This is a genomic window from Lutimaribacter pacificus, assembly GCF_900142185.1.
Classification (GTDB): Bacteria; Pseudomonadota; Alphaproteobacteria; order Rhodobacterales; family Rhodobacteraceae; genus Lutimaribacter; species Lutimaribacter pacificus.
In genome coordinates this window covers 1-24,115 of sequence record NZ_FQZZ01000002.1, presented here as the reverse complement: position 1 = coordinate 24,115, position 24,115 = coordinate 1, and the positions used below count along the sequence as shown (strand labels likewise).

The window sequence follows — 24,115 nt, the reverse complement described above, 5'->3', positions numbered from 1 at the left end:
CCTGAACAGGCTCTATCCCGGCTCTGCTGCCTCGATACGGACACCGTCGGCCACCGTATCTCCGGGGTGGACGATCACCTGATCGCCTTCGGCCAGCCCGTCCAGCACCTGCGCCATGCGGTCGTTGCGTTCCCCGATGTTGACGGTCACCTGCCGCGCCACGCTGCCCTGCGCCACGAAACACGCCCAAGCGTCGCCCACGCGAAACAGCGCGCCCAGCGGCACCTGCAGGGCCTCTTCGGCCTCCCACACGATGATGGCCAGCCGCACCGCATAGCCGTTGCCAAGACCCGGACGCCGGTCGGCGGGATCGGTGATGTCGAATATCGCCTCGACGCGCTGTTCCTCGATCCCCAGCGCCGATATTTCGGTGCGGGCGGACGGCTCGATCTGGCGCAGCCGCGCCTCAAGCTGCGTCGCCCCGCCCCAGCGGTCGACGGTGGCACGGGCATCGGGCGGGATGCGCACCGCGTCGCGCGACAGGGGGTCGGCCACGATCTCCAGATCGGCGGGATCGCCGATGGACAGCAGTGTTTCCCCCGCAGTTACCGGGCGTTCGCTGATCCGGTCGATGGACAGCACCACGCCATCGGCGGGCGCGGTGATTTGGACACAGCAATCGCCATTGGAATACCCCCCGGTATCGGGGCCGATCAGCGCGGCCTGCGCGCGCTCAAGCGTGCTTTGCGCCATTTCGCTGGCCGATTGCGCAGCGTCGCGCGCGGCGCGGCGGACGTTCAGCATTTGCGAGGCATCCTCGAGCCGGACCAGCGATGCGACGCCGCGCTCCACCAGTTCCTGCACGCGGTCATACTGGCTCTGGGCATAGACAAGCTCTTCCTCGGCTTGGGCGCGCTCGCTGTTGGCGACGGCAAGCGCGGCCTGCGCCTCCTGAACCGAGGCCTGCGCCTGCTGGCGGCTGCGCGCATCCAGAAGACTGGGCGCGACGGGTTCGACGATGGCGACAATGGTTTCGTCCCCGATCACCGCTTCGCCCACCCGCACAGGCGCACGCTTGGCGGTGCCGGTAATCGGGGCCGCGACATCGTACATCTCGCGGATGCGGGTCGTGCCGTCAGCCTCGACCGTGACCTGCATCGGCGCGCGCGTCACGCGGGCCAGATCGACCGATACGGGCACCGGGCGGAACGCGGCCCAGAACAGCGCGCCGACGACCAGCACGGCGGCGGTCAGGATCAGGATCAGGCGGGTGCGTCGGTGCATCACTCACTCCCGTGTTTTCAGAACCGCGACAAGATCGGCCCGGTCAAGCCGGCGCCGCACAAGCAGCGCAGCCGCCGCGACGGCGGCAAGGGTTATCAGGCTGGCGCTGGCGAAATTCGCAGGCGTCAGAACCAGGGGGATGGTGTAGAGATCGCTTTGAAAACCCGCCACCATCGCCCAGGAAATCCACGCCCCGATCAGCCAGCCAAGCGGTTGCGCGAAAAGCGCCAGCAGCGCGGTTTCCCCCAGCAGGATCGACGACACCTCGGTCCGGGTAAACCCGAGAATGCGTAAACTGGCCAGTTCGCGCGCGCGTTCCGATAGTTGGATACGCGCCCCGTTATAGGCGACGCCCACCGTGATCAGCACCGAGATGGTGATGAACAGAACCGAGTAGATCTGCACGGTTTCGCTGATCGTGGCCTGGAAACTGTTGCGCACGTCCGTCAGCATCGCGACGGTCGCCAGCATCGGTGTTTCCTTGAGGGCGGCCTGCAGTTCCGGCAGCTGCGCCATGTCGATCCACAGGTTGAGCGTGGTGACGCGCGGGCCCTCGCGCAGGTGCGCGGCCAGCGCATCCATCTGCATATAGGCGCCGATCCCGATATATTGCGTGGTCACCCCCGCGACCGGCACGTGGAACTGGCCACTGCGGGTGCCCGAAAGTTCGACCAGCACCTGGTCGCCAGGGACAAGCCCCAGGTAATCGGCCAGTTGATCGGACAGCATGATCCCCTTTTCCGGCAGGGGAACATGCCGGCCTTCTACATCCAGCGTGCGCGCCAGATCGCCCCCCGGCATCCGTGCGCTGATCGCCAGCCGCTTGGACCGGGCACCGTTATGCAGCGTCACGGGCAGGTTGAATTGCGGCTCGGCCACCAGCACGCCGGGCAGGTGGCGCGCGTCGGTCACGGCGTCCAGCCCCACCTCTTGCGCCAGACTCAGGGATGCGTGTTGCCGGTTCGATTTGAAGAACGCCGACTCCATCATCACGTCGAGCGAATCCAGCATCGCGCTCGACGCTGCCAGGATCGCCACACCCAGCGACAGCCCGAGCGCGGTCATCCCCGCGCGCACCGGCCAGCGCAGGATGCCGCGCAGCACCATCATCGCAGTCTGCGGCAGGCGCAGCCAGTGCGCCAGCGCATCCATATGCCCACGCCGGAAACTGGGCGGTGCGGGCGGGGCCATGGCCACGGCGGGTGCCAGCCGCGCCGCGCCCCATGCCGCGCGGATTGCCCCGAGCGCGGCTGCCGTCAGCCCGATCAGTCCCGCCAGCGCATAGACATCCAGATCGTGCGGCTGCACCAGCCAGGGAAAATCGAAGAACCGGGCATAAAGCCGCGACATCCCCGACGACAGCCACGCGCCCACCGCCCATCCGATCCCGATCCCGATGGCGGCCACCAGCGCGGCCAGCATGAGATAGTGCAGCGCGATCTCGGTATCCCGGTATCCCAGCGCCTTGAGCAGCCCGATCTCGGACCGTTCCAGCGCCACGATCCGCCCGAGCACCATGTTGACCAGGAAGGCGGCGATACCGAAAAAGATCGGCGGCATGACCACGGACATGCTGCGCAGCTGGTCCAGTTCGGCCTTGATGAAGGAATGGCTGACCTGCAATTCGCGGTCATGCGCGCCGGTGCCGCCCCACGGGTCCAGTATCGCGTCGACCCGGCCGATCACCTCCGGCAGCCGGGCATCGCGCCGCAGCTTCAGGGACAGGTCGTTGAACGCCCCGGTCAGGCCAAAGGTGGCGGCGGCCGCGCGCTCGGGCATCCAGATGATGCCGTATCCTTCGTCGTCCGGCATCAGCCCGCCGGGTGGCACGGTATACAGGAACTCGGGGCTGCGCAGGGTGCCGGTCACGGTCAGGTCCAGCCTTGTGCCGTCGGCGACGGCGGCAAAGCGGTCGCCGGGGCGAAACCCGTTGGCGTGGGCGAACCGGTCGGTCACGGCGACCTCGGTGTCCGAGTCCGGGTCGGGCAGGCGCCCCTGCACCAGCAGCGGCACGTTCAGGACCGGCCCGCCCTCGGGCAGGGACAGCACCCGCCCCGAGGCCGGCGCCACGCGGCCCGGCAGATCCAGAATGACCTGCCCCGTGATCCGCGCCTCGACCGTCTGGACACCGTCGATCGCGGCCACGTCCTGCACCACCGACAGCGGCGCACGGCGGGCGCTGGCAAAGACATGGGCGAAATGCTGGCGGCTGTAGTAATCCTGCAAGGTCGCTTCGAGCGCGCGCACCATGCCCAGCCCGGTCAGGAAGATCGCCACGCCACAGGCCAGCACCAGCGCGATGGCCAGCGACTGCGCCTTGAGGCGCCACAGATCGCGGACAAGTTTGCGGTCGAGCGCGTGCAGCATCACCATTCGATCTCCGACGCGGACACGCGCGTGGCGTTCTGTTCGATCTCGACCACGCGGCCATCGTGGAAGCGGATCACGCGATGGGCCATCTTTCGGATACCGGCATTGTGGGTGATCACCAGCGTGGTGGTGCCGAAACGGGTATTCACCTGTTCCAGCGCGGCCAGAACCGCGGTGCCCGTCTTGCTGTCCAGCGCGCCGGTCGGTTCGTCGCACAGCAGAACGCCGGGGCGCTTGGCGATGGCGCGGGCGATGGCGACGCGCTGCTGCTCGCCCCCCGACATCTGGGCGGGGAAATGATCCAGCCGCCCCGACAGACCGACAAGGTCAAGCGCCTCGTCCGGGTCCATTGGATCGGCCGCCACGTCGGTCACGAGGGCGACGTTTTCGCGCGCCGTCAGGCTGGCCACCAGGTTGTAGAACTGAAAGACAAACCCCACGTGATCGCGCCGGTAGCGGGTCAGCTGCCGGTCGGTCATGGCCGTCAGTTCCTGATCGCGGAACCAGGCCTGCCCCGATGTCGCGTGATCGAGCCCGCCGATGATGTTCAGCAGCGTCGACTTGCCGCTGCCCGACGGGCCCAGCAGCACCACAAGCTCCCCCTCGGGCAGGTCCAGGTCCACCCCGTCCAGCGCGCGCACCTCGGCCGTGCCGCCCCCGCCGTAAATCTTGGTCAGGCCGCGGGTGCGAAACACCATCTCAGCCGGGTCTGTTGCGTTATCCGACATTCCCAATCCACACGGCATCCGGCCCCACCCTGCCATATTGCACGGGTGCTGTCTTGACCCACATCAAGGGGCCGAAGGCGGGGTATCGTCGCCCTTCAGATCAGGACGTGGTCGGGGACGTCGCGTGTCAGGGATTGCTGTTCACGAAGAAGGGCAAGCATACCGGGGATCTTCGGCACCTCGACGGCATAGAAGAAGCGGCAGGCCCAGCGTTTTTCCTCGGCCATCGCGGCGTCGGTCGCCGCCTGGGCGGCGATGGCGAGATCCAGCCAGATCCATGCCAGAACCATGTGCCCGAACCCGTCCAGAAATGCGCCCGCGTTTGAAAGCGCATCCGCCGGGGCGTTCTGTGCAAGGAGATCGCGCACAAGCCCGTCGAACAGATCGCAGAGGCCGGACAGTTTTTCCGCCTCGTCCGGGAAGGCGCCGGCGCGTGCCACTGTCCCGCGCACTTCGTCCAGGAATACGGCAAAGGACGCGCCGCCATCCCCGAGGATCTTGCGGCCCAGCAGGTCGATCGCCTGAATGCCCGTCGTGCCCTCGTGGATCGGGTTGAGGCGGCTGTCGCGGTAAAGCTGCTCGACATCGAAATCACGGGTATAGCCATAGCCCCCGTGGACCTGGATCGCCTGATGCAGCGCGACCAGCCCCTGCTCGGACGGCCAGGATTTGATGACCGGCGTCAGGAGTTCCAGCAACGACCTGGCCCGATCCTTCTGCACCGGGTCCTGGTGCGCGCGCAGCAGATCGCAGAGCATCGCCGACTTGAGGCAAAGCGCCAGTGCACCTTCCGAGATCGTTTTTTGCACCAGCAGCATCCGCCGGACATCGGGGTGACACAGGATCGGCACGGGCTTTTCGATCTGCTTGTCGTGCACGGGGCGGCCCTGGATGCGTTCGCTCGCATAGCTGCGGGCAAGCATGTAGCCGCGATAGGCCACGGCCGCACCACCGAGGCCGACATTGGTCCGCGCCTCGTTCATCATCTGGAACATGATCCGCAACCCGTCGCCTTCCGCGCCGATGCGCCATCCGATTGCACCGTCGTTTTCGCCGAAATTCAGCAGGCAGTTGGGCGTGCCCCGGTATCCCATCTTGTGATTGAGGCCGGCAACAGCCACGTCGTTCCGCGTCGATCCCAGATTTTCGGGCAGGATCTTCGGGACAACGAACAGCGATGTCCCCTTCGGCCCGGGCACGGTGCTGCCGTCGGGCTGCACGACCTTGCCGAGCACGAGGTGAATGACGTTTCCGGTCACGTCCTGATCGCCGGCGGAAATCCACATCTTCCGCCCCCGGATACGGTATCGCAGGCCCAGGCTGTCTTCGCCGTCCGGTGTGGCGCGGGTCGTGACGTCCCCCAGCGACGACCCGGTGTCGGGCTCGGACAGGCACATCGTACCGAGGGCTGCGCCCTGGAACTGAGGTTCCGCAAAGGCGGCGATCTGTTCAGGGCTGCCGAAATCGGCGATCATCCGTGCATTCGCTATGGACAGCATCACAAAGCCCGACCCCGCCACGTTGGCCGCCATCAGTTCGGCCATGGCGGCCGAAGCGACAGCGAACGGAAAGCCCATGCCGCCGTTTTCGGGATCGACCGTCGCAAGGTGCAAACCGGCTTCGATATAGGTCTGCAGTGCCTGTTTCAGGTCCTTCTGGACGATCACCTGTCCGTCCTGCAGGAACGGTTCCTCATGATCGGCGATCTTGTAGCAGGGCAGAAACTCGTTCCACGAAATCGCGCCGGACAGATCGAGGAAAGCCTCCCAGTCCCCCCGCTCCTGGCCGGAGAAGACATCCGACTGCGTAAGGGTTTCGGCACGCAGCCAGTCATAAAGAAGAAAGTCGATTTCGCGTCGCATACCGTCAGCCATCGCTCAGAGTCCTTTCGCGGAAATTGTCATCTGTCGCGCCTGCCTGAGCGTCTTGGCCTCAAGGGGGTCAGCCGGGGCAACGTCGTTCAGCATGATCAGGCAGGTACGCAGGCCCTGTTCGGTGGGCGCCACCTGGATCAGCGGGTCGGAGGGGGTCGGGTCGGACATGCTGTCGCTCGTATGTTTCACTCGGGACGGGCCGGTTCAGGTCAGGCTTTCGCGCAGCTTGCGCTTGAGAACCTTCCCGTTGGCGTTTCGCGGCAGGGGCTCATCCGTCAGGGTGAAGGTTTCGGGCACCTTGTAGTCCGACAGTTCCGCAGCACAGAGGGCGATCAGTTCGTCGGGGCTGTTCATCGGCGTTTTCACGTGGACGAAGGCGTGGACACGCTCTCCCAGAACCGGACAGGGGCGCGGGACAACGGCCACCTCGACAACGTTGTCATGCGTCATCAGGACATTCTCAACCTCGCTGCTGAAGATCTTGTAGCCGCCGCGATTGACCAGATCCTTTATCCGGTCGTGGATACGCATGAAGCCGTCTTCGGTGATCTCGCCCAGATCCCCCGAGCGCCAGAAGCCGCTGACGAAATCGGATGCGTTGACGTCGGGCCGGTTCCAGTAACCGGATATGACCATCGGGCCGCGTATCCAGAACTCGCCCTCTTCGCCGGGGGCGCATTCGTGGCCCTCGTCGTTCATGACGATCACCTCGGCGCAGGCGACCGGTTTGCCGATCGTGTTGAAGACCGAGGAATCCGACCCCAGCGGCACGAAGCTGGTGGGCGAGGTCGTTTCGGTCGCGCCATAGGCGTTGACGAGGTTCAGCCCCGGAAGGAAAGCGGCAAGTTTTTCGATCGTATCCAGCGGCATGACAGCACCGCCATAGGCCCCCACCCGCCAGTCGGACAGGTCGTGTTTCGAAAAATCCTCTCGCAACAACAACAGATTATACATGGCGGGCACCATGATCGAATAGGTCATGCGTTCCTGCGCGGCGATCTGCATGACCTCGCCGGTCTGAAAGACCTGCATCATCACCAGCTTCGCGCCGACCCCGAGCGATGCCATGACAAGCCCGATCAGCCCCGTGATATGGGTGGCGGGCACGACCAGAAGCGCATTGTCGTCGGGCCCAAGGCCCAGATGGTGCGTGTAATGCAGCATCGAATGGATGATGCCGAGATGCGACAGCATCGCACCCTTCGGATGGCCCGTCGTGCCCGACGTATAAAGGATACAGGCCAGGTCATCCTCGGAAATGCCATCCTTCGGCGAGGCGCGGACCGGCGCGTCGACCGTGTCGCGGAAATCGTCGACGGTCAGACGCCAGGACAGCGAAGGCGTCGCCTCGTCCGGCGGAATCGCGTGAGGATAGTCCCGGTCATAGATCAGGCCGGTCGCCTTGCAATCCTCAAGGATATAAGCCGTTTCGGGCCCGGCCTCGCGGGTGTTGACGGGCACCGGCACGGCGCCGAGCCGCCAGATGGCCAACAGCGTGACGACGAACTCCACACGGTTCGGGATCACGATGCCGACCCGATCGCCCTGCGCCAACCCCAATGTCCGAATCTGCCCCGCCAGCACCGAAACACGCTCACCCAGCTGGCCATAGCTCAGACGCTTTTCGCCATCCACCAGCGCGGTCTTATCCGAATGCCGGTCGATGACGGATTCGAGCGCGTCCATGATACGCTGCGGGCGATCCGCGAAACACTTGATGACCCTGTCGGAGAAGTGAAGTTCTCTTCTGATATCGTCCTTGCCGATCTTCACAACGCAATCCTCCACCCGGTTCCTTCGCGTCCCGTTCAGGATAGCGGAACGCCTGTCTTATCGCTTGTGCCGCGGGGGCAGCGGCCGGTTTCCCAGTTGCCGCCCCTGCGGTTTCAACGGATGTCCATCCGTTGTCGTCGCTCCGTCAAAGCGCGGTTTCGAACAGGGCCGCCGCGCCCATGCCACCGCCCACGCACATCGTTACGACGACGTATTTTTCCCTGCGCCGCCGCCCCTCCAGAAGCGCGTGACCGACCAGCCGTGCACCCGTCATGCCATAGGGATGCCCGACCGAGATCCCGCCGCCGTTCGGGTTGTAGCGCGCAGGGTCGATGCCAAGGAAATCGCGGCAATAGACTGCCTGGCAGGCAAAGGCCTCGTTCAGTTCCCACACGCCGATATCGTCGACGGTCAGCCCGTTCTGCTTCAGCAGCTTGGGGATGGCGTGGACCGGGCCGATCCCCATCTCGTCGGGTTCGCAACCGGCCACTGCCATGCCCCGATAGATACCCAGGGGCGCAAGACCGCGTCGTGCGGCAACCCCTGCCTCCATGATCACGCAGGCCGAGGCGCCATCGGACAGTTGCGAGGCATTTCCCGCCGTTACCGAACCGCCTTCGAGAACGGGGTTGAGCGCGGACAGGCTTTCCAAAGTGGTCTGGGGGCGGTTCCCTTCGTCTTTGGACAATGTGACCTCGACCTCGGAGATTTCGCCGGTGTCACGGTCCTTTACCGCCATGGTCGTGGTCAAGGGCACGATTTCATCGTCGAACAGGCCCTGCTCCTGCGCGCGGGCGGTGCGTTGCTGCGATTCCAGCGCGTACAGATCCTGTGCCTCGCGGGTGATTCCGTACCGTTCGGCGACCGTTTCCGCCGTCTTCAGCATCGGCATATAGGCGCCGGGAACCTTTGCGATCACGTTGGGATCGGCGTCTTTCTGCACCCAGTCGAAATAGGGTGCCTGCACCGCCGAGATGTTTTCCTGCCCGCCGGCCAGCACCACGTCCATCCCGTCGACGATAACCTGCTTGGCGGCAGTTGCGATGGCCATCAGGCCCGAGGCGCATTGCCGGTCCATGGTTTGCGCGGCAACGCTTACCGGCAGCCCCGCCGCAAACACGCCATTGCGCGCCAGGTTCATCCCGGCGGTGCCCGCGGCCAGCACCGTGCCCAGAACGCAATCCTCGATCTCGGCCGGGTCGACGCCGGCCCGCTCGGCCGCGTGGGACAGGACGAACCCGGTCAGGCTTGGCGATTTGGTCATGTTCAGCGCACCGCGATAGGCCTTGCCGATGCCGGTTCTGGCGGTGCTTACGACGACAGCGTCTCTCATCAGGGGGTTCCTTCGTTTCCGTTTCCGTTTTCCCAATCGCTCAGGCGGCCGCCTTCGCTGGCGAGCCGCCGCAAAAGCGGGGAGACATCCCAGTAGCCCCAGGCATTGCCCGTTTCCCGGGCGTAGTAATCCATGCGGTCGACCACCTTTTGCAGCCCGATCTCGTCGGCCATGAAAAGAGGCCCGCCGCGCCAGCGCGGAAAGCCGTAGCCGTTGGTCCAGACCACATCTATATCCGCGCCGCGATAGGCGATACCTTCCTCCAGTATCCGCGCCGCCTCGTTCACCATGGGGAAAAGCAGCCGCTCCAGGATCTCTTCCCGGCTCAGGGCATCGCGGCGGTCCACGCCGTATTTCCCGGCCAGATCGCGGGCAAGGTCATGCGTAGCGGGGTTCGGCAGGGCCTTGCGTCCCTCGTACCGATAGTAGCCCTGCCCGGTCTTCTGGCCGTGAAGGTCGGCGGCAAACATCTCGCGGCAGAGAATGCGGTAAGAGGGGTCCTGCGGCCCTTCGCCCGACTTGATCCATTCGATCACCGTGCGTGCACCGACATCGACGCCGGCCATGTCCAGCATCCGGCTTGGCCCCATGGCCATGCCCCAGGTACCGGGGTCTTCGGCCACATTGTCGATATCGCCGGGCGTCGCCCCTTCAAGCTGCATCCGCTCGCTTTCGCGCATATAGACCTCGGCCATGCGGTTGCCGATAAAACCATAGCAGACGCCGCTGACGACCACGGTTTTCCCGATCTTCCGGGCGAATGCGAGGATCGCCTTCAGCACGTCCGGGGCGGTTTTGTCGCCGCGCACCACTTCGAGCAGTTTCATGATATGCGCGGGCGAGAAGAAATGTGTTCCGACCACATCGCCCGCGCGCCCGGTCTTGCCGGCGATCACGTCCACATCCAGTGTCGAGGTGTTGGTCGCAATGATCGCACCGGGCTTGCAGGTATTCCCAAGCGACGCCGCGATGTCGCATTTCAGCTGCATATCCTCGAACACCGCTTCGATCACCAGATCGACCTTGCCCAGCGCCTCAAGACCGACCGCGCCCGTCATGCGCGCCCGGCAGGCCGCGGCCTCGGCCTCACCGAGGCGCCCGCGCTTGACCATGCCACCGATCGTATCCTGAACCCTGTTCATCCCGCGATCGAGCGCCGCCTGATCGACCTCGACCAGGGTGACCGGAAAACCGGCCAGCGCCGCGGCCAGGGCGATACCGGCACCCATCGTCCCGATGCCGAGAACGCCCACCGTTTCCACCGCACGCGGCGAGACATCGCCAAGCCCGGGAATCTTCATGGCCGTCCGCTCCGCGAAGAACTGATACCGCAGCGCGCGGGACGCCGGAGATTTGACAAGGTCGGCGAAAAGCTCTGCCTCGACCCCGATGCCGTCGGCAAAACCCATGTCCCGTGCCGCGATCATGGATTTCAGCGCAGCGTCATAGGCCGGCTGGCCGGGGCTGGCCGCCACCTTCGCCTCAAGCGACGACAGGTCGTCCGCACCGGTCGCAGCCACGTTCAGGGCGGATGTCCGGCGTGGCTCTGCGCCCGCCAGTTTCTTTACGGCCGCCACCCCGGCCGACAGCAGGTCGTCCTTCCCTGACACCGCGTCGATAAGGCCAAGCGATTGCCCCTGTTCAACGCCGATCATCTTGCCTGTTGCGATCATGTCCGCCGCCGGCCCCAGCCCCACAAGGCGCGGCAATCGCTGGGTGCCGTGCGATCCGGGGATCAGGCCGAGATTGATCTCGGGCATTCCGAACCTGGTCCCGGTGGCGGCGATGCGGTGATGGCACGCCATCGCAAGCTCCAGCCCACCGCCGAGGACGGTCCCGTGCACCAGGGCAACAACGGGGCGCAAACTGCCCTCAAGCCGGAGGAGGGTGTCGTTCAGCCGCTTAGGGGAAAAATCGGGGCGCTCGAAATCAGCGATATCCCCGCCTGCGACGAATGTCCTGCCCGCGCCATGGATGACCAGCCCCAGCGCATCCGGCATATCGAGGAAAGCATCCACCTGCCGGGAAAGCTCTTCGATAAGCTGCCGTGACAATGCGTTGACCGGCGGATTGTCGATTTCAAGGATCACGACGTTGTCGCGCGTCGAAATGCTTACCAGTTTGCCCATGGACTCCTCCTCGATCGTTGGAGGATGCATACGTCGTCCGTTTCAGACAATCTTGCGTCGAACGGCACTATGCGCGGAGATATTTCCTGCGCTGTTGCCTCATGCCCACGAGCCATGACACCGACGCGATACCGGAACGAGGGTCAGCCCCGCAGATCTCAGCGGCTGTGGTCGTAAAGCCGGACGGACCGGCTGCGCTCGTTCGAAATCAGGAAATCGGACCCCTGCATTCTGGTCTTCATCTCGCGCGGCGGCAAACCGTATGTGGAACGGATCGAGCGGCTGAAATGCGTGGAATCGGGATATCCCAGATCCAGCGCGATTTCCGTCAGCGAGGACATGGAGAGCACCTGCTCAAGATACGCCCGGGCGCGTCTCCACATTCTGTATTTCCGAAATTGAACGCCGGTATCGCCTACGAACAGGCGACGGAACCTGGAGCTTGAGATTGAAAATTCCTCGGCACAATCGTCGGTCAGGATTGCGTCGCCGATACTGTCCCGGAGCATCTTGGTGGCGACTTCGATCCGCTCGTCCATCTCTCTGGACTCCAGTTCGTACCCGAAATTCAGGCGGTCGAATTCGTGCTTGGTGATCGGGGCTGTGGACTCGCAGGAAAATGCCCGCCTGAGGGGATTGGGATCAAGCAATCCGGCCAAAAGCGGCTCGACCAGCGTTGTGTCGCCGATGGTGTCGTGCAGATCGTCGAGGCACCGCTCGGTTGCGGTTTCCGGCTCAACCAGGATCGTTTTCACGTATTGCCTGCCAGCGGCGATGCGATGCCGCTGATACGGTTTGACCGAGATTACGCGCGATCTCGTCGAGGAACCGTCGGGCTGATAAACGGTGATTTCCTCCTCAAGCCCGACATATATGACATGCGCCCCGATAACGCGGTAATCGAGCCGCGAACCAAGCCTGCAAACATGCAGGACCCTGTCGGGCGCAACCATTATCATGGGCTGTGTGTTCATCCTTGCTCCTCCCCGGGGCAAAACCGGCCGGATGGAAAGTGACAGTCTTGTGCAACCAGTATCCGGTCATCCACCCGGATGGCGCCAGTTCGGTCCGGGAACAGTCGGAATGTCCTCAATCGCAATCATCGTATCGACGAATGGCCTGATAATACGTGCCGGATGTCGACGGCAGAAACCACTTAAAGCGGGGCCATGCCCCATACCACACATTTGATCGCAAACAGCTCCTTCCCGAACGGCGAAGCGATCATGCCGCTCTCGGGGAACCCGGTCAAGACGACCCGGAGTCCCAGGCAAAACCGAACCGGATCGGCCGGAACGGACGCCCTCAATCGTCCGGTGCGGACACCGCCAATCCGCGCAGCCCCGTCATATCCTTTACGACTATGTTGTTGTATTCGGTCGCGATTATGCCAGCGTCCTGCATCCGGTTCAGGATACGGTTGACCGTCTGACGCGATGCGCCGACCATCAGTGCGATTTCGGATTGTGACAGCGCCAGTTCGCCGGGGCCATCACGAGGCGCGGCTTTGCTTGCGGCCTCCACGCCCTGCAGGATACGCAGGGCGATTCTCTGCTCGATCCCGCCCAGGCTGAGTTCCCGGAACAGGCCGCTGGAATATCGCATCATCCGCGACATCAGTTGCAACAGACCCGCGTCGAAACCACGGTATTCGGACCGGAGTTCGTTGCAATCGCGGCGGGAAAGCACCTCCATTTCGACGGCACTCGCAGCCTCTGCGGTATGTGGGCGGGGGGCATCGTCGATAAGGCTCGATACACCAAAGCAATCGCCGGGGCCGAACCGCAAAAAAACGACTTCGCGGCCCTCTTCGGTCCGGGCAAGCATCCGCACATGACCGGAAACGATCCGATACATCTCGGCCCCCTCATCGCCCTGCGCATAGATCAGTTGCCCGGCCTGGTATTGTCGGCGCTTCACCCGCCGCGCAAAGGCGTCGGCGGCGTCCGCCGGCAGCCATTGCACTAGGTCGAACATGCGATACTGCGTGGCCGGCGTCATCCCTTCGCTCCTCGCGTCAGGTCCCGGGGCGCAGCCCGAAGGCATGGCCCGGCGTGGCGGTGTCATGTGTCGCCTCTTTTCTCCAGCACCTCGGACCAGAACTCAACACAGGCCTGCGAAATCCTGAGCCCCAGATCCAGCGGTAGCATCCGGTTCTGACCGGCGAAGCCCGTCGTATTTTCCGCGATCTCTTCGAATCTCGAAATCCGGTCGGTATGGAACCTTACCTGTTCCCTGGCCAGTTCGGTCAACTGCCCGGCATTCATGAAATCGGCAAAGAACAGCTGCATGATCGCCATGTCCCGCAGATCAAAGACCTGTTCGGGCGCTGAACCGAGCCAATCATTCAAGGCGTCCCGTCCGGCATCCGTCAGCGAAAACAGCTTGCGCCGGCGGCCGTCGCTTTCCTGTTCCTGCGTCAACAGGCCCGCATCCGCCAGCCGGTTGGGTTCGACGTATAGCTGCGAATGCGGGAACGGCCAGAAGTATTGGATGGACCGCCCCACGGCACGCTTGAGGTCATAGGAGGTGGAGGGCCCGCGCAGCCGGATCAAGCCCAGCACCACGTATGAAACAGGGCTCAGGCGGATGGGATCGGATGCAGGCAGCGTGGTCTTTGGCTTTGACATAGTCCGAATCATACCATATCATTCGGACTAATCAAGACAGACATCCGGCGCGAGGCACGAAAACATGACCGCATCCCTGAAGGGCAAGACGATCCTTATCACCGGCGCGAGCCGTGGAATCGGACGCGAAATCGCACTGCGTGCGGCGCGCGATGGCGCCAATATCGTCGTCGCGTCAAAGACGTCGTCACCCAACCCCAAGCTTGAGGGCACGATCCATTCCGCCGCAGAGGAAATCCGCAACGCGGGCGGGCAGGCCCTGCCGCTGGTGCTGGACGTGCGCGATGACGATGCGATCGCCGCCACCGTGGAACAGGCGGTCGAAACCTTCGGCGGGATCGACATCCTTATCAACAACGCAAGCGCCATCAACCTGTCCAAGACCCCGGAACTGCCGATGAAGCGGTTTGACCTGATGCATCAGGTCAATGTCCGCGGCACCTTTGCCATGACGCAGGCGTGCTATCCCCATCTGGTCAGGGCGGAAAACCCGCATGTCCTGGTGTTGTCCCCGCCCCTCAACCTGGTGCCGCAATGGTTCGGGGATCATTGCGGATACACCATGTCCAAGTTCGGAATGAGCATGACTGTGCTCGGCATGGCCGAGGAATTCCGCGATGTGGGAATCGCCGTCAACGCCCTCTGGCCCGCGACCCTGATCAACACCGCGGCCATGAACCATGTCGGCGCGGAAGCCTCCAGATGCCGGCACCCCCGGATCATGGCCGATGCGGCACATGCGATCCTTGTGCAGGACGCAGCGGCATGTACGGGAAACTTCTTTCTCGACGAGGACGCTCTGGCATCGGCGGGCATCCGCGATTTCAGCGAATACGCCGCCGTTCCGGGCTCACAGCCGGAGAAGGATCTTTTCGTACTCTAGGCTCCGGTCCCCACTGACGGCAGGCCGTAACCGGATATCCTCCGGCGCTTGCCTCAATTCTGTCCGGCGGGGGCGGCCATCGCACTTGCCGGGGCGGACGGGGCATTGCCGCCAGCGGGCGGACTGTCGGCGAAATCCCGCAGTTTCCCTGCCAGCGCGGCCCGGTATTGCGTGACGGCACGTTCCTTGACGTGGCCATAGCCACGCACTGACAGCGGCATTGCAGCCAGTTCCGCCGCTGCACCCAGGTTCCCGGCCGTCAGCTCAGCCGCGATCCGGTCGAGGATCGCCTCGAACTCGGTGACAAGCGCCCGCTCCATGCGCCGTTCCGCCGTGTATCCGAACGGATCGAGGCGCGTTCCGCGCAGCCCCTTGAACCTGCTCATAGTCCTGAACAGCGGCAGAACCCACGGGCCGAATTTCCGCTTTTTCAGGTGCCCCGTCTGCTTGTCCCGCCGGCCGAGGATGGGCGGGGCAAGGTGGAACGACAACCGGGCTGGTCCTTCGAACTGCTCGGACAGAGACTGCGCAAAGGCCCCGTCAGTGTAAAGGCGCGCAACCTCGTATTCGTCCTTGTAGGACATCAGCCGGAACAGCGCCTGCGTAGCCGCCTCGGTGACAGCCGTGGCGGGGGAAACACGCGCCTCGGCCTCTCGCAGCCGCGCGATCCGGGCAAGGTATCTGTCGGCATAGGCCTGATCCTGGTATTCGGACAGGAATTTCGCACGCCGCGCGATACGCTCGTCCAGTGTCTCGGGGGCCTTTTCCAGAAGATCCGCCGCCTTGAACACCGCCTTTGGGTCCAGCGCCAGTTGACGGCCCCAAGCAAACGCCTGCCGGTTCAGCGCCACACCTGCCCCGTTGAGCGCGATGGCCCCGTCGAACGCAGCCTTGTCCAGGTGCAGCCACCCTTTCTGATAGGCAAACCCCACCATCATCAGGTTCGAGGCGATGGCATCGCCGAACAACCTTTCGGCAAGGCGCGTGAACGGATAGGCAGCGAAACGCCCTTCACCCGCCCGTTTTTCCAGCCGCCGGGCCAGCAGGCTGGCATCCGGGCGTGCCGATCTGTTCCGGGTGAAATCCCCGGTAATGGCCACATCGGCATTTGCCACCACGTAGCTTTGGCTTGGATCGACTGCAGAAATCACATCGCGGGCATTACCCACAACCTCGTCGCAGACGATGACGGTATCGGCCGTCCCGACCGGAATGCGCAGGGCGTTGATCGGCACACCGTCCGAGATATGGACGTGGCTGGTCACTGCCCCGCCCTTTTGCGCCATGCCCACCTGGTCGAGCACCGCCGTATCCCGGCCGGACATATGCGCCGCCATCGACAACAGGGCGGTGGTCGTAACCACCCCGGTTCCGCCGATCCCCGCCACGAGAACCCGCTGGCGACCGGGCGCCACCCCATCCCCGACCGGAAGCGGCAGGTCCGCATCATCCTGCGGGGCGACAAGCACGGGCTTGCGGATAGTTGCGCCTTCGACCGTCACGAAGCTGGGGCAGAACCCGTTGAGACAACTGTAATCCTTGTTGCAGGACGACTGGTTGATGCGCCGTTTCGTCTCGAATTCCGACTCCACCGGCTCGACCGACAGGCAGTTCGAGGCGGCCGAGCAATCGCCGCAATCCTCGCACACACGTTCGTTGATCATCACCCGCGTGGTGGGATCGGGCAGCTTGCCGCGCTTGCGCAGGCGGCGCTTTTCGGTCGCGCACATCTGCTCGTAGACGATCACGCTTACTCCGGGTTTCGCGCGCAGCTCGTCCTGAACCTTGTTCAGATCGTCCCGATGCGCGATCCGGTCCGCCTTTGCGCCGACATCGCTGCGCGCCGGATACCGCTCTGGATCGTCGGTGCAGACAACGATAGTGTCCACCCCTTCGGCGCGCACCTGGTCGATCACCTGGGCCACCGAAAGCTCTCCGTCGACATGCTGCCCGCCGGTCATCGCCACGGCGCTGTTGTAAAGCAGTTTGTAAGTGACGTTCAGCTTTGCCGCGACCGCCTGACGGATCGCCAGAAGCCCGGAATGGAAATAGGTCCCGTCGCCCATGTTCACGAAAACATGGGGCTCTTCGGTGAAGGGCGACAGGCCCATCCAGTGCACGCCCTCACCGCCCATCTGCGCGAAGGTTTCCGTGCCGGGCTGGTTATAGGCCGCCAGACCGTGACAGCCGATCCCCGCCAGCGCGCGGCTTCCGTCGGGCAGGGTCGTGGTCGAGCGGTTATGCGGGCAGCCCGAGCAAAAGAACGGCTTGCGCACGACCGGCGGCAGGGCGAATGCCATCAGCGTCTGCAAATCCTTGTGCCGTTCCTCGACAGTGGCGCCAAGCGCGTTGTCGTGGGTTGCCCGCGCCAGGATCGCGCCTAGCTCGGCCGCGATGTATTCCGGCGTCAGGTCGCCGGTCTTGGGAAACAGGACGCGCCCCGCCTCGCCTTCCTTGCCGAACACCTGCGGTGCGTCGGCAATGCCATACAGGATCGACTTCACCTGTGCCTCGACGAAAGGCGCCTTTTCCTCGACAACTACCAGCGTTTCAAGGCCCTCGGCGAATTCGGCCAGGCGCCGGGGTTCCAGCGGCCAGATCATCGCCGGCTTGTAAAGGGCGATGCCGAGCCGTTCGAGATCGGCGTCATCGAGACCGAGAAGCCGCAGCCCCTCGCGCAGGTCCAGCCACGACTTGCCCGCGGCCATGATACCGATCCGGGCCTTGTCGCCCTTGATCACGATCCGGTCCAGGTCGTTCGCGCGGACATAGGTATGGACCGCCGGCAGCCGGTAGGTCTGCTGCTTGATTTCCTGATCCCCCGGCGTTTCCGGCCAGTGGTTGTGCAGCCCGGTCGCCGGTTTTCCGATATCCGGCAGAACGATCGGGGTCTCAAGCTCGTTCGCAGGAACCGAGCGGGTGGAATCCGCCACTTCGGTGGCGATCTTGAGCGCCGCCCACGATCCCGTGTGCCGCGACATGGCAAAGCCGTGCATACCGTAAACAACGGTTTCATAGGGGTCCGACGGGTAAAGCAGCGGCACCTGAAGGCTGGCGACCGTCTCGTCGCTGTAGCAAATGATGCTGGAGGATTTCGCAACATGGTCGTCCCCCACCGCCAGCACGACACCGCCATGCGCGGAAGATCCCTGATAGTTGCCGTGCCGGACGGCATCGGCCGCCCGATCCAGCCCCGGCCCCTTGCCGTACCACAGCGCAAAGACGCCATCCACCTTTGCCCCCGGCGACCGTTCGAGCTGCTGCGAGCCGGCGACAGCGGTCGCGGCCAGATCCTCGTTGACCGCCGGTTTCACGACGATCCCGGCCTCCTGCGGCAACCCGCCGGCGCGTTCGAAGGCCGAATCCAGCGTGCCGAGCGGCGATCCACGATAGCCGCTGACGAAGCCCCCGGTCCGCAGGCCGGCCAGCCGGTCGCGTTCGGCCTGCAGGATCATCAGGCGGACAAGCGCCTGCACACCCGAGATCAGGATTCGCCCGTCCCGTTTCACGAACTTGTCCGAGAGGGTCACATCCGTCTTCCACGAAGACGCCGTGGCGTGCTTGTTCATATCGAGTCCTCCCGTGCAGTTAGGCTTGTGCATTCCATAGCGGCGGTTCACCCGCCGGTCTGTCGCCTGCGCGACAAAGCCCGGCGGCAGCCGCTGGCCTGCAAGGAACATCGTCGGATGATGAACGCCCTGCGCCCCACCCGGCCGGTTCAGGCCGCGGGAACGACCAGGTCGCCTATGGCGCCCTCGGTCTTCAGCTCGGCGCCGGTCACCGCCTGCAGGTCATCGAAGGAAATGGCCGAAAGCTTTTCGCGCAGAACGAAATGACCGTCCGCGATATCCACCACGGCAAGCGAGGTATAGACACGGGTCACGCAGGATACGCCCGTCAGCGGCATGGTGCAGCGATTGACCAGCTTGGGCTCACCTTTCTTGGTGACGTGATCGGTGACGACCGCCACGCGCTTTGCGCTTTGCACAAGGTCCATCGCCCCGCCGACCGCCGGGATCGCGCCCTTGCCGGTGGACCAGTTCGCCAGATCGCCGTTCTGCGCAACCTGGTAGGCGCCCAGAACCGCAAGGTCGAGATGCCCGCCGCGCACCATCGCAAAGCTGTCCGCGTGGTGAAAGAACGCGGCGCCCGGTTTCAGCGTGATCGCCTTCTTGCCCGCGTTGATCAGGTCCCAGTCCTCGTCCCCGGGGGCCGGGGTCGGGCCGAAACCCAGCACGCCGTTTTCGGTGTGAAAGACCGGAACACGCCCCGCGACGGTATATTGCGCCACCATCTCGGGGAAACCGATGCCGAGGTTGACATAGGCGCCATCCTCGATGTCCTGCGCCGCGCGCCAGGCGATCTGGGCATTGCTCAGCTTGATCGTGTCGAGTGCGAGGGTCATGGATAGACGGCTCCTTCACGGATAAGTATTTCCTCCTGCACCGGGTCGGGCACCTCGACCACGGCATTCACGAAGATACCGGGGGTGACGACATGTTCGGGGTCGATCCCGCCCGGCGCGACAAGCCGCGACACCTGCGCGATCGTGCGGGTCGCCGCCATCGCCATCACCGGGTTAAAGTTGCGCCCCGCCATCCGGTAGGTCAGGTTGCCGTGACGGTCGCCGGTATGGGCCTTGATCAGCGCGAAATCGGCCTTGAGCCAGCGTTCACGCACGTAATGCTTGCCATCGAATTCCTCGGTGGATTTGCCCTCGGCCAGTTCGGTGCCATAGCTGGCCGCGGTATAGAATGCAGGAATACCGGCCCCGGCGGCGCGGATACGCTCGGCCAGCGTGCCCTGCGGCACCAGTTCCAGCTCGACCCGCCCGGCCATATATGCCTCGTTGAAGGCCACCGTTTCCGGTGAGCGCGGGAACGAACAGATCATTTTGGCCACCAGTCCCTGCTCGATCATCGCAGCGATGCCGACATGCCCGTTCCCGGCATTGTTGTTGATCACCGTCAGCCCCCTGGGGCCCTTGTCGATCAGCGCGTGGATCAGCTCTATCGGAGCACCCGATCCGCCGAAGCCGCCGATCATGACGGTCGCCCCGTCATGAATCCCGGCAACCGCATCGGCAAGCGTCGCAGTGGTCTTGTCCATCCTCATCTCCTCTCGCATCGGGCGCATAGCCGGGGCGCGCCATAACATGCCGTCAAGACACGGTGTCGCGGCAGGGATTTCCCGGCTTACCTCATTTCAGCAAGGCAGGCAGAAACTCGACCATTCCCGGGAAGATCGAGATCAGCACGACCAGCAGAAGGTCGAACACGATGAACCACGCCACACCCCGGAAGATCGCGCCGACGGATACGAGTTTTCCGACAACCCCCTTGATGACAAACACGTTCATGCCGACCGGGGGCGTGATCATCCCGATTTCCAGCAGCTTGGTCAGCACGACGCCGAACCACAGCAGGCTCCACCCCGCGTCGTCGATGACCGGCAGGATGATGGGAAGCGTCAGCAACATCGACCCGATGGGCTCCAGGAACATGCCCAGGACGAGATAGACCAGGATCACGCAGGCCATCAGCAAAACGGGATTGGCGCCGAAGGCGATGATCGCTTCGGACAGGTAGTCGCCCGCGCCGGAAAGCACCAGGAACCGGGTCAGCAGGCTTGCCCCTACCGCGATGATGATAAGCGAGCCGGTCGCCGTCATCGTGTCGCGGGCCGCGTCGCTGAACCGCTCGAGCGTCATGTCACCGCGCAGCAGGGCGATCAGGCAGGCAAGCGATGCCCCCACCGCCCCCGCCTCGGTCGGCGTGAAGATCCCGCCGAAAAGGCCGCCGAAGATGCCCAGCATGACCAGCAGGATCGGCCAGGTGTCCTTGAGGTGGTACACTCGCTCGGCGAAGGTCATCGTCTCGTCCCTCATCGGCGCAAGCGAAGGGTTCAGCTTGACCCGCAGGAACACCACCAGAACATAGCCGACCATGGTCATGATACCGACCGCGGTTCCGCCAAGGAACAGATCGGACACCGAGACCTGCGCGATCACCCCATAGAGGATAAGGATGATCGAGGGCGGGATCAGCGCACCGATCGTGCCCGCCACGGCGACCGTCCCGGTCGCCAGTTCCGGGTGATACTTGTGCTTGATCATTTCCGGGACGGCGATCCGCCCCATGGCCGCCGAACAGGCCAGCGACGATCCCGAAACCGCCGCGAACCCCGCCGATCCGAAGATCGAGGCGATCGCCAGCCCGCCGGGCAGGGCCGAGGTCCAGACCCGCGCGGCGCTGAACAGCCCGGCCGTCAGGTTGGTATAGTAGCTGATATAGCCGAGAAACAGGAACATCGGGATCGAACTGAGCACCCAGTTCGCCGTGAACTGATACGGAATGAGGCCAAGAGATCCCCACGCCAGGCCCCAGCCCCGCAAAAGCCACAGGCCGAAGAAAGACACGCCGATCAGCACGAATCCGATGTGAAAACGCAGTGCGATAAGCACGAAAAGAATGCCGAGCCCGCTCAGCCCGATCGCAACATCACTCATAGATGTTCTCCGTTTTCGGGCCCTGCTCGTCCAGCAGCGCGTCGGGGTTCACCAGACTCAGCCCGAGTTTCGTCACGCAGAGCAGCGCCATCAGCCCCAGACCGACGGGGAGAAGCCAGTAGCTTTGCCAGACGGGAACCATGGCGGTTCCCTGCTGTATGGCTGCGCCGATATTCGTCTTGTCGACGGCCACCTGCCAGGTGCGGACGGTCGCAAAGGCCAGGACGGTCGTGACGAAAAGATAGTTCAGCGACACGAGGGCGCGCTTCATCCAGGCGGGCAATCTTTCGAAGATGATATCGACCGAGATATGCGCGTTCAGCCTTTCGGCCACGGCCAGGGGTATGAAGCTGAGCGCGACCATGTAAAAGCTCGAAACCACGGTAATCGTTCCGGGAACCGGGTGCCCGAAAAAGGAACGTCCGGCGACATCGGCGGTGACGTGGATCATCATCAGCACCACGCAGGCCATGCCGGCGAAGGAGGCCAGTTTTTCCAGTAAGGTCAAACCGTTGGCAAGAAATTTCATCAGGTTCACTCGTGCCGGTGAAAAGACATTCAGCGAAAGACAGGCGCGCGGCGTCCGAAACGCCACGCGCCGCCGGAACTTACATTCCGTAAGTCTTTGCATCCACTTTGGAGAAGATCTCGCGCTTGAGGATCTCGGCCAGTTCATCGGGGCCGTTCACGTCTTCGACCAGTTCGATCCAGCGGGGGGCAAGCGCCGAGATCTTCTGCACAAGCTCATCGCCGCCTTCCATCCCGAAATTCGCCTTGTAGGCGCCGGCCAGCGCGTCGAGATCGCTTTGCAGGAACGCCCGGCTCTTGGCGCGCAGATCGTCCGACACCTCGGTCAGCTCGTTCCCGCCGGAAACGACATCCTCCAGCGCCTGCTGCCCGGTCAGGTGATATTCCCATGCCAGGCCGGCGATCAGCTCCGCGCTCGCATCCAGCATCACCGCGCGCTGTTCCTCGCTCAGCCCCTGCCAGCGGTTGAGGTTCATGTTCGTCGGGAACGGGAACATGCCGCTCGGCGCGCCGAGATAGACATGCTTGACGACTTCGTTCAGGCTGAAATTGTCCAGGTCGGGCGCGGTGCCGAGCGAACAATCCAGAACGCCCTGCTCCAGTGCCTCGAAGGTTTCGTTGATCGACAGCGAAACCGGCACCGCCTCCATCGCCTCCACCCAGCGCGACCAGAATGCGCCGCCTGCACGAACCCGCTTGCCCTTCAGCTCCTCGGCCGAGGTGATTTCGGTCATGCACGCCATCAGGTACGGCGGGGTCATCGCAACACCCAGAGAGACCTGGTTCTGCCGCTTCACCTCGTCCTGGCAGGACGGGCAATCGAGCATCACCAGCTCCGTCATCATCCCGGCATAGGCGATGGCCGGCACCGACGACTCGTTGCCTTCCAGCGCCATGACCGACGATGCCTCGGACAGCATGTTCATGCGGGGATATTCGGCCGCGAAATAGGGCGTCAGCATGGTGGCCAGATCCGCGATCCCGTTCTTGACGCCTTCGTTCGCCTCAAGAAAGTTCAGCAGGCTCAGAGGATATATCTTCATCGAGAGGTCGCCATTGGTCCTCTCTTCGATCGTGTCCGCGTATTTTTCGAAAACAGGCGTCACCCTCGCACTGGGGGGCCAGCCGCTTGCATAGCTCAGGGTGTCGGCCTGCACCGCCGGTGCCGCAAGCGCAATGATTGAACCACCGGCCAGCATAATCCGTTTGAAGATAGTCATGATGGGTTTCTCCTCCTGTCGACCCCGTGTTCGCCTGCCATGCGCCCTGCGGCTACATTGTTACGGCAGTCGAATGCCCAGAACAGTCGCGCAACCGTTCGTCCCGGATGCACGAGTCCTCCTGGCGCAGAATCATAGCCGCGGCCGACATTCCGTTCTTGCGTCGAGCGGCAGCGGAGCGAATTAGCGTCATTCTTGGGGGGTGCCCCGGGTTCAGCCGGCCTGCTCCTGCATGGACATGTCCGGCGCGACATGTGCCCCGGCGGTTTCAGAAAAGAAGGAAACCTTCACGTAACCGGCATACCCTTGCGCGCCACCGGTCTGGCGTCTCGGGAAATCGCCGGGCTATCGGGGAATTTCAAACCCATCAGGGAAAGCTGGTGCCGGTGATAGGACTCGAACCTACGACCCCATCATTACGAATGACGTGCTCTACCAGCTGAGCTACACCGGCACGCGCGCCGATGTAAACGGTCGGCGGGGAACGCGCAAGCCCCTATTGCCATGGGGCGGGGCCGCCCGGTTGCAAGGCGATGCCGGGCCGGATCTGGCAGGATGAGACCGGATGGGCGGCGGGTGTCCACCTTGCCGCGATGCGGGGCCTGCCCCTGACCTGCGCACCCCCGAAAGGGGGGATGCGGACGACTCGGAATATGCTCTGCATGGCGTCCGGTTCAGGAGGTGGCATTCCACCCGTAACTACATGAAATCACGTTGTGAATTGATTGACTGCAGGGGTTATTCCCGGCTACTGTGATCCGTGTAGATGAAACCATTTTCACGACAGCAGGAAAGCCAGCCGTTTCCCGTCGTCATCGTCTGTGAACGGCGGAGCAATACTCGGCCACGGTAGCGACGGCATAGTGTTGTCGCGGGCGGCGTAAAAGTCGTCCACTTTTGCCCTTTCGGATTTCG

Annotated in this window: 18 protein-coding genes and 1 tRNA gene; 1 reads left to right on the top strand and 18 read right to left on the bottom strand. The window is 63.8% G+C overall.

The genetic code is table 11. The features are described 5' to 3' along the window. Positions 1–12: 12 nt before the first annotated feature. The 11 genes from F3H87_RS06135 to F3H87_RS06090 all read right to left on the bottom strand — a co-directional run bounded on the left by F3H87_RS06135 (position 13) and on the right by F3H87_RS06090 (position 13,986). Positions 13–1,224: an efflux RND transporter periplasmic adaptor subunit gene (locus F3H87_RS06135; RefSeq protein WP_149787714.1), complete on the bottom strand. Its 1,212-nt coding sequence runs from the start codon at positions 1,222–1,224 to the stop codon at positions 13–15. Between the two features lie 3 nt (positions 1,225–1,227). Next, a complete protein-coding gene (locus F3H87_RS06130) occupies positions 1,228–3,597 on the bottom strand; it encodes an ABC transporter permease (protein ID WP_149787713.1) in 2,370 nt (789 codons plus the stop codon). Next, the gene (locus tag F3H87_RS06125; protein ID WP_149787712.1) at positions 3,591–4,322 is read right to left on the bottom strand and encodes an ABC transporter ATP-binding protein; all 732 of its coding nucleotides are present in this window, start codon (positions 4,320–4,322) and stop codon (positions 3,591–3,593) included. The genes F3H87_RS06130 and F3H87_RS06125 overlap by 7 nt, the downstream gene beginning before the upstream one ends. A 95-nt stretch (positions 4,323–4,417) precedes the next feature. After that, positions 4,418–6,196 carry an acyl-CoA dehydrogenase gene (locus F3H87_RS06120; RefSeq protein ID WP_149787711.1) on the bottom strand — a complete coding sequence of 593 codons (1,779 nt, stop codon included), beginning with the start codon at positions 6,194–6,196 and terminating at the stop codon, positions 4,418–4,420. A 3-nt stretch (positions 6,197–6,199) separates the two neighbouring features. Further along, positions 6,200–6,364: a hypothetical protein gene (locus F3H87_RS21785; protein WP_188129176.1), complete on the bottom strand. Its 165-nt coding sequence runs from the start codon at positions 6,362–6,364 to the stop codon at positions 6,200–6,202. 36 nt (positions 6,365–6,400) lie between these two features. Then, a complete protein-coding gene (locus F3H87_RS06115; RefSeq protein ID WP_223227988.1) occupies positions 6,401–7,969 on the bottom strand; it encodes a class I adenylate-forming enzyme family protein in 1,569 nt (522 codons plus the stop codon). Between the two features lie 145 nt (positions 7,970–8,114). Continuing rightward, on the bottom strand, positions 8,115–9,302 hold the full coding sequence (locus F3H87_RS06110) for an acetyl-CoA C-acyltransferase (RefSeq protein WP_149787710.1): 1,188 nt from the start codon (positions 9,300–9,302) through the stop codon (positions 8,115–8,117). After that, the gene (locus F3H87_RS06105; RefSeq protein ID WP_188129175.1) at positions 9,302–11,431 is read right to left on the bottom strand and encodes a 3-hydroxyacyl-CoA dehydrogenase NAD-binding domain-containing protein; all 2,130 of its coding nucleotides are present in this window, start codon (positions 11,429–11,431) and stop codon (positions 9,302–9,304) included. The genes F3H87_RS06110 and F3H87_RS06105 overlap by 1 nt, the downstream gene beginning before the upstream one ends. A 158-nt stretch (positions 11,432–11,589) precedes the next feature. Next, positions 11,590–12,405 (bottom strand): helix-turn-helix transcriptional regulator, encoded by an 816-nt coding sequence (locus tag F3H87_RS06100; RefSeq protein ID WP_149787708.1) that lies wholly within the window; start codon positions 12,403–12,405, stop codon positions 11,590–11,592. Positions 12,406–12,736: 331 nt separating this feature from the next. Beyond that, on the bottom strand, positions 12,737–13,408 hold the full coding sequence (locus F3H87_RS06095; RefSeq protein WP_223228012.1) for a Crp/Fnr family transcriptional regulator: 672 nt from the start codon (positions 13,406–13,408) through the stop codon (positions 12,737–12,739). 86 nt (positions 13,409–13,494) lie between these two features. Then, positions 13,495–13,986: a PadR family transcriptional regulator gene (locus F3H87_RS06090; RefSeq protein ID WP_262974976.1), complete on the bottom strand. Its 492-nt coding sequence runs from the start codon at positions 13,984–13,986 to the stop codon at positions 13,495–13,497. 139 nt (positions 13,987–14,125) lie between these two features. Between F3H87_RS06090 and F3H87_RS06085 the strand changes: the two genes are divergently transcribed. After that, a complete protein-coding gene (locus tag F3H87_RS06085) occupies positions 14,126–14,944 on the top strand; it encodes an SDR family oxidoreductase (protein WP_149787705.1) in 819 nt (272 codons plus the stop codon). A 53-nt stretch (positions 14,945–14,997) separates the two neighbouring features. Here F3H87_RS06085 and F3H87_RS06080 read toward each other — a convergent pair whose 3' ends face one another. The 7 genes from F3H87_RS06080 to F3H87_RS06050 form a co-directional block, all read right to left on the bottom strand. Then, positions 14,998–18,513, bottom strand: a complete 3,516-nt coding sequence (locus tag F3H87_RS06080; protein WP_149787704.1) for an indolepyruvate ferredoxin oxidoreductase family protein — start codon at positions 18,511–18,513, stop codon at positions 14,998–15,000. A 149-nt stretch (positions 18,514–18,662) separates the two neighbouring features. After that, entirely contained in the window at positions 18,663–19,349 is a 687-nt protein-coding gene (locus F3H87_RS06075; RefSeq protein WP_149787703.1) for a 3-oxoacid CoA-transferase subunit B, read from the bottom strand. Further along, complete coding sequence (locus tag F3H87_RS06070) at positions 19,346–20,053, bottom strand: 3-oxoacid CoA-transferase subunit A (protein WP_149787702.1); 708 nt, start codon at positions 20,051–20,053, stop codon at positions 19,346–19,348. The genes F3H87_RS06075 and F3H87_RS06070 overlap by 4 nt, the downstream gene beginning before the upstream one ends. 91 nt (positions 20,054–20,144) lie before the next feature. Next, positions 20,145–21,452 (bottom strand): TRAP transporter large permease, encoded by a 1,308-nt coding sequence (locus F3H87_RS06065; protein WP_149787701.1) that lies wholly within the window; start codon positions 21,450–21,452, stop codon positions 20,145–20,147. Beyond that, on the bottom strand, positions 21,445–21,981 hold the full coding sequence (locus tag F3H87_RS06060; protein WP_188129173.1) for a TRAP transporter small permease: 537 nt from the start codon (positions 21,979–21,981) through the stop codon (positions 21,445–21,447). Before F3H87_RS06060 ends, F3H87_RS06065 begins: the two co-directional genes overlap by 8 nt. 79 nt (positions 21,982–22,060) lie before the next feature. After that, on the bottom strand, positions 22,061–23,200 hold the full coding sequence (locus tag F3H87_RS06055) for a C4-dicarboxylate TRAP transporter substrate-binding protein (RefSeq protein WP_149787699.1): 1,140 nt from the start codon (positions 23,198–23,200) through the stop codon (positions 22,061–22,063). Between the two features lie 378 nt (positions 23,201–23,578). Then, a tRNA-Thr gene (locus tag F3H87_RS06050) sits at positions 23,579–23,654 on the bottom strand. Between the last annotated feature and the right edge of the window lie 461 nt (positions 23,655–24,115).

Bases quoted from the DNA above. Each gene is read 5' to 3' on its own strand.
- F3H87_RS06135 (WP_149787714.1), bottom strand. From the start codon at position 1,224: ATGCACCGACGCACCCGCCTGATCCTGATCCTGACCGCCGCCGTGCTG.
- F3H87_RS06130 (WP_149787713.1), bottom strand. From the start codon at position 3,597: ATGGTGATGCTGCACGCGCTCGACCGCAAACTTGTCCGCGATCTGTGG.
- F3H87_RS06125 (WP_149787712.1), bottom strand. From the start codon at position 4,322: ATGTCGGATAACGCAACAGACCCGGCTGAGATGGTGTTTCGCACCCGC.
- F3H87_RS06120 (WP_149787711.1), bottom strand. From the start codon at position 6,196: ATGGCTGACGGTATGCGACGCGAAATCGACTTTCTTCTTTATGACTGG.
- F3H87_RS21785 (WP_188129176.1), bottom strand. From the start codon at position 6,364: ATGTCCGACCCGACCCCCTCCGACCCGCTGATCCAGGTGGCGCCCACC.
- F3H87_RS06110 (WP_149787710.1), bottom strand. From the start codon at position 9,302: ATGAGAGACGCTGTCGTCGTAAGCACCGCCAGAACCGGCATCGGCAAG.
- F3H87_RS06105 (WP_188129175.1), bottom strand. From the start codon at position 11,431: ATGGGCAAACTGGTAAGCATTTCGACGCGCGACAACGTCGTGATCCTT.
- F3H87_RS06100 (WP_149787708.1), bottom strand. From the start codon at position 12,405: ATGAACACACAGCCCATGATAATGGTTGCGCCCGACAGGGTCCTGCAT.
- F3H87_RS06095 (WP_223228012.1), bottom strand. From the start codon at position 13,408: ATGTTCGACCTAGTGCAATGGCTGCCGGCGGACGCCGCCGACGCCTTT.
- F3H87_RS06085 (WP_149787705.1), top strand. From the start codon at position 14,126: ATGACCGCATCCCTGAAGGGCAAGACGATCCTTATCACCGGCGCGAGC.
- F3H87_RS06080 (WP_149787704.1), bottom strand. From the start codon at position 18,513: ATGAACAAGCACGCCACGGCGTCTTCGTGGAAGACGGATGTGACCCTC.
- F3H87_RS06075 (WP_149787703.1), bottom strand. From the start codon at position 19,349: ATGACCCTCGCACTCGACACGATCAAGCTGAGCAATGCCCAGATCGCC.
- F3H87_RS06070 (WP_149787702.1), bottom strand. From the start codon at position 20,053: ATGGACAAGACCACTGCGACGCTTGCCGATGCGGTTGCCGGGATTCAT.
- F3H87_RS06065 (WP_149787701.1), bottom strand. From the start codon at position 21,452: ATGAGTGATGTTGCGATCGGGCTGAGCGGGCTCGGCATTCTTTTCGTG.
- F3H87_RS06060 (WP_188129173.1), bottom strand. From the start codon at position 21,981: ATGAAATTTCTTGCCAACGGTTTGACCTTACTGGAAAAACTGGCCTCC.
- F3H87_RS06055 (WP_149787699.1), bottom strand. From the start codon at position 23,200: ATGACTATCTTCAAACGGATTATGCTGGCCGGTGGTTCAATCATTGCG.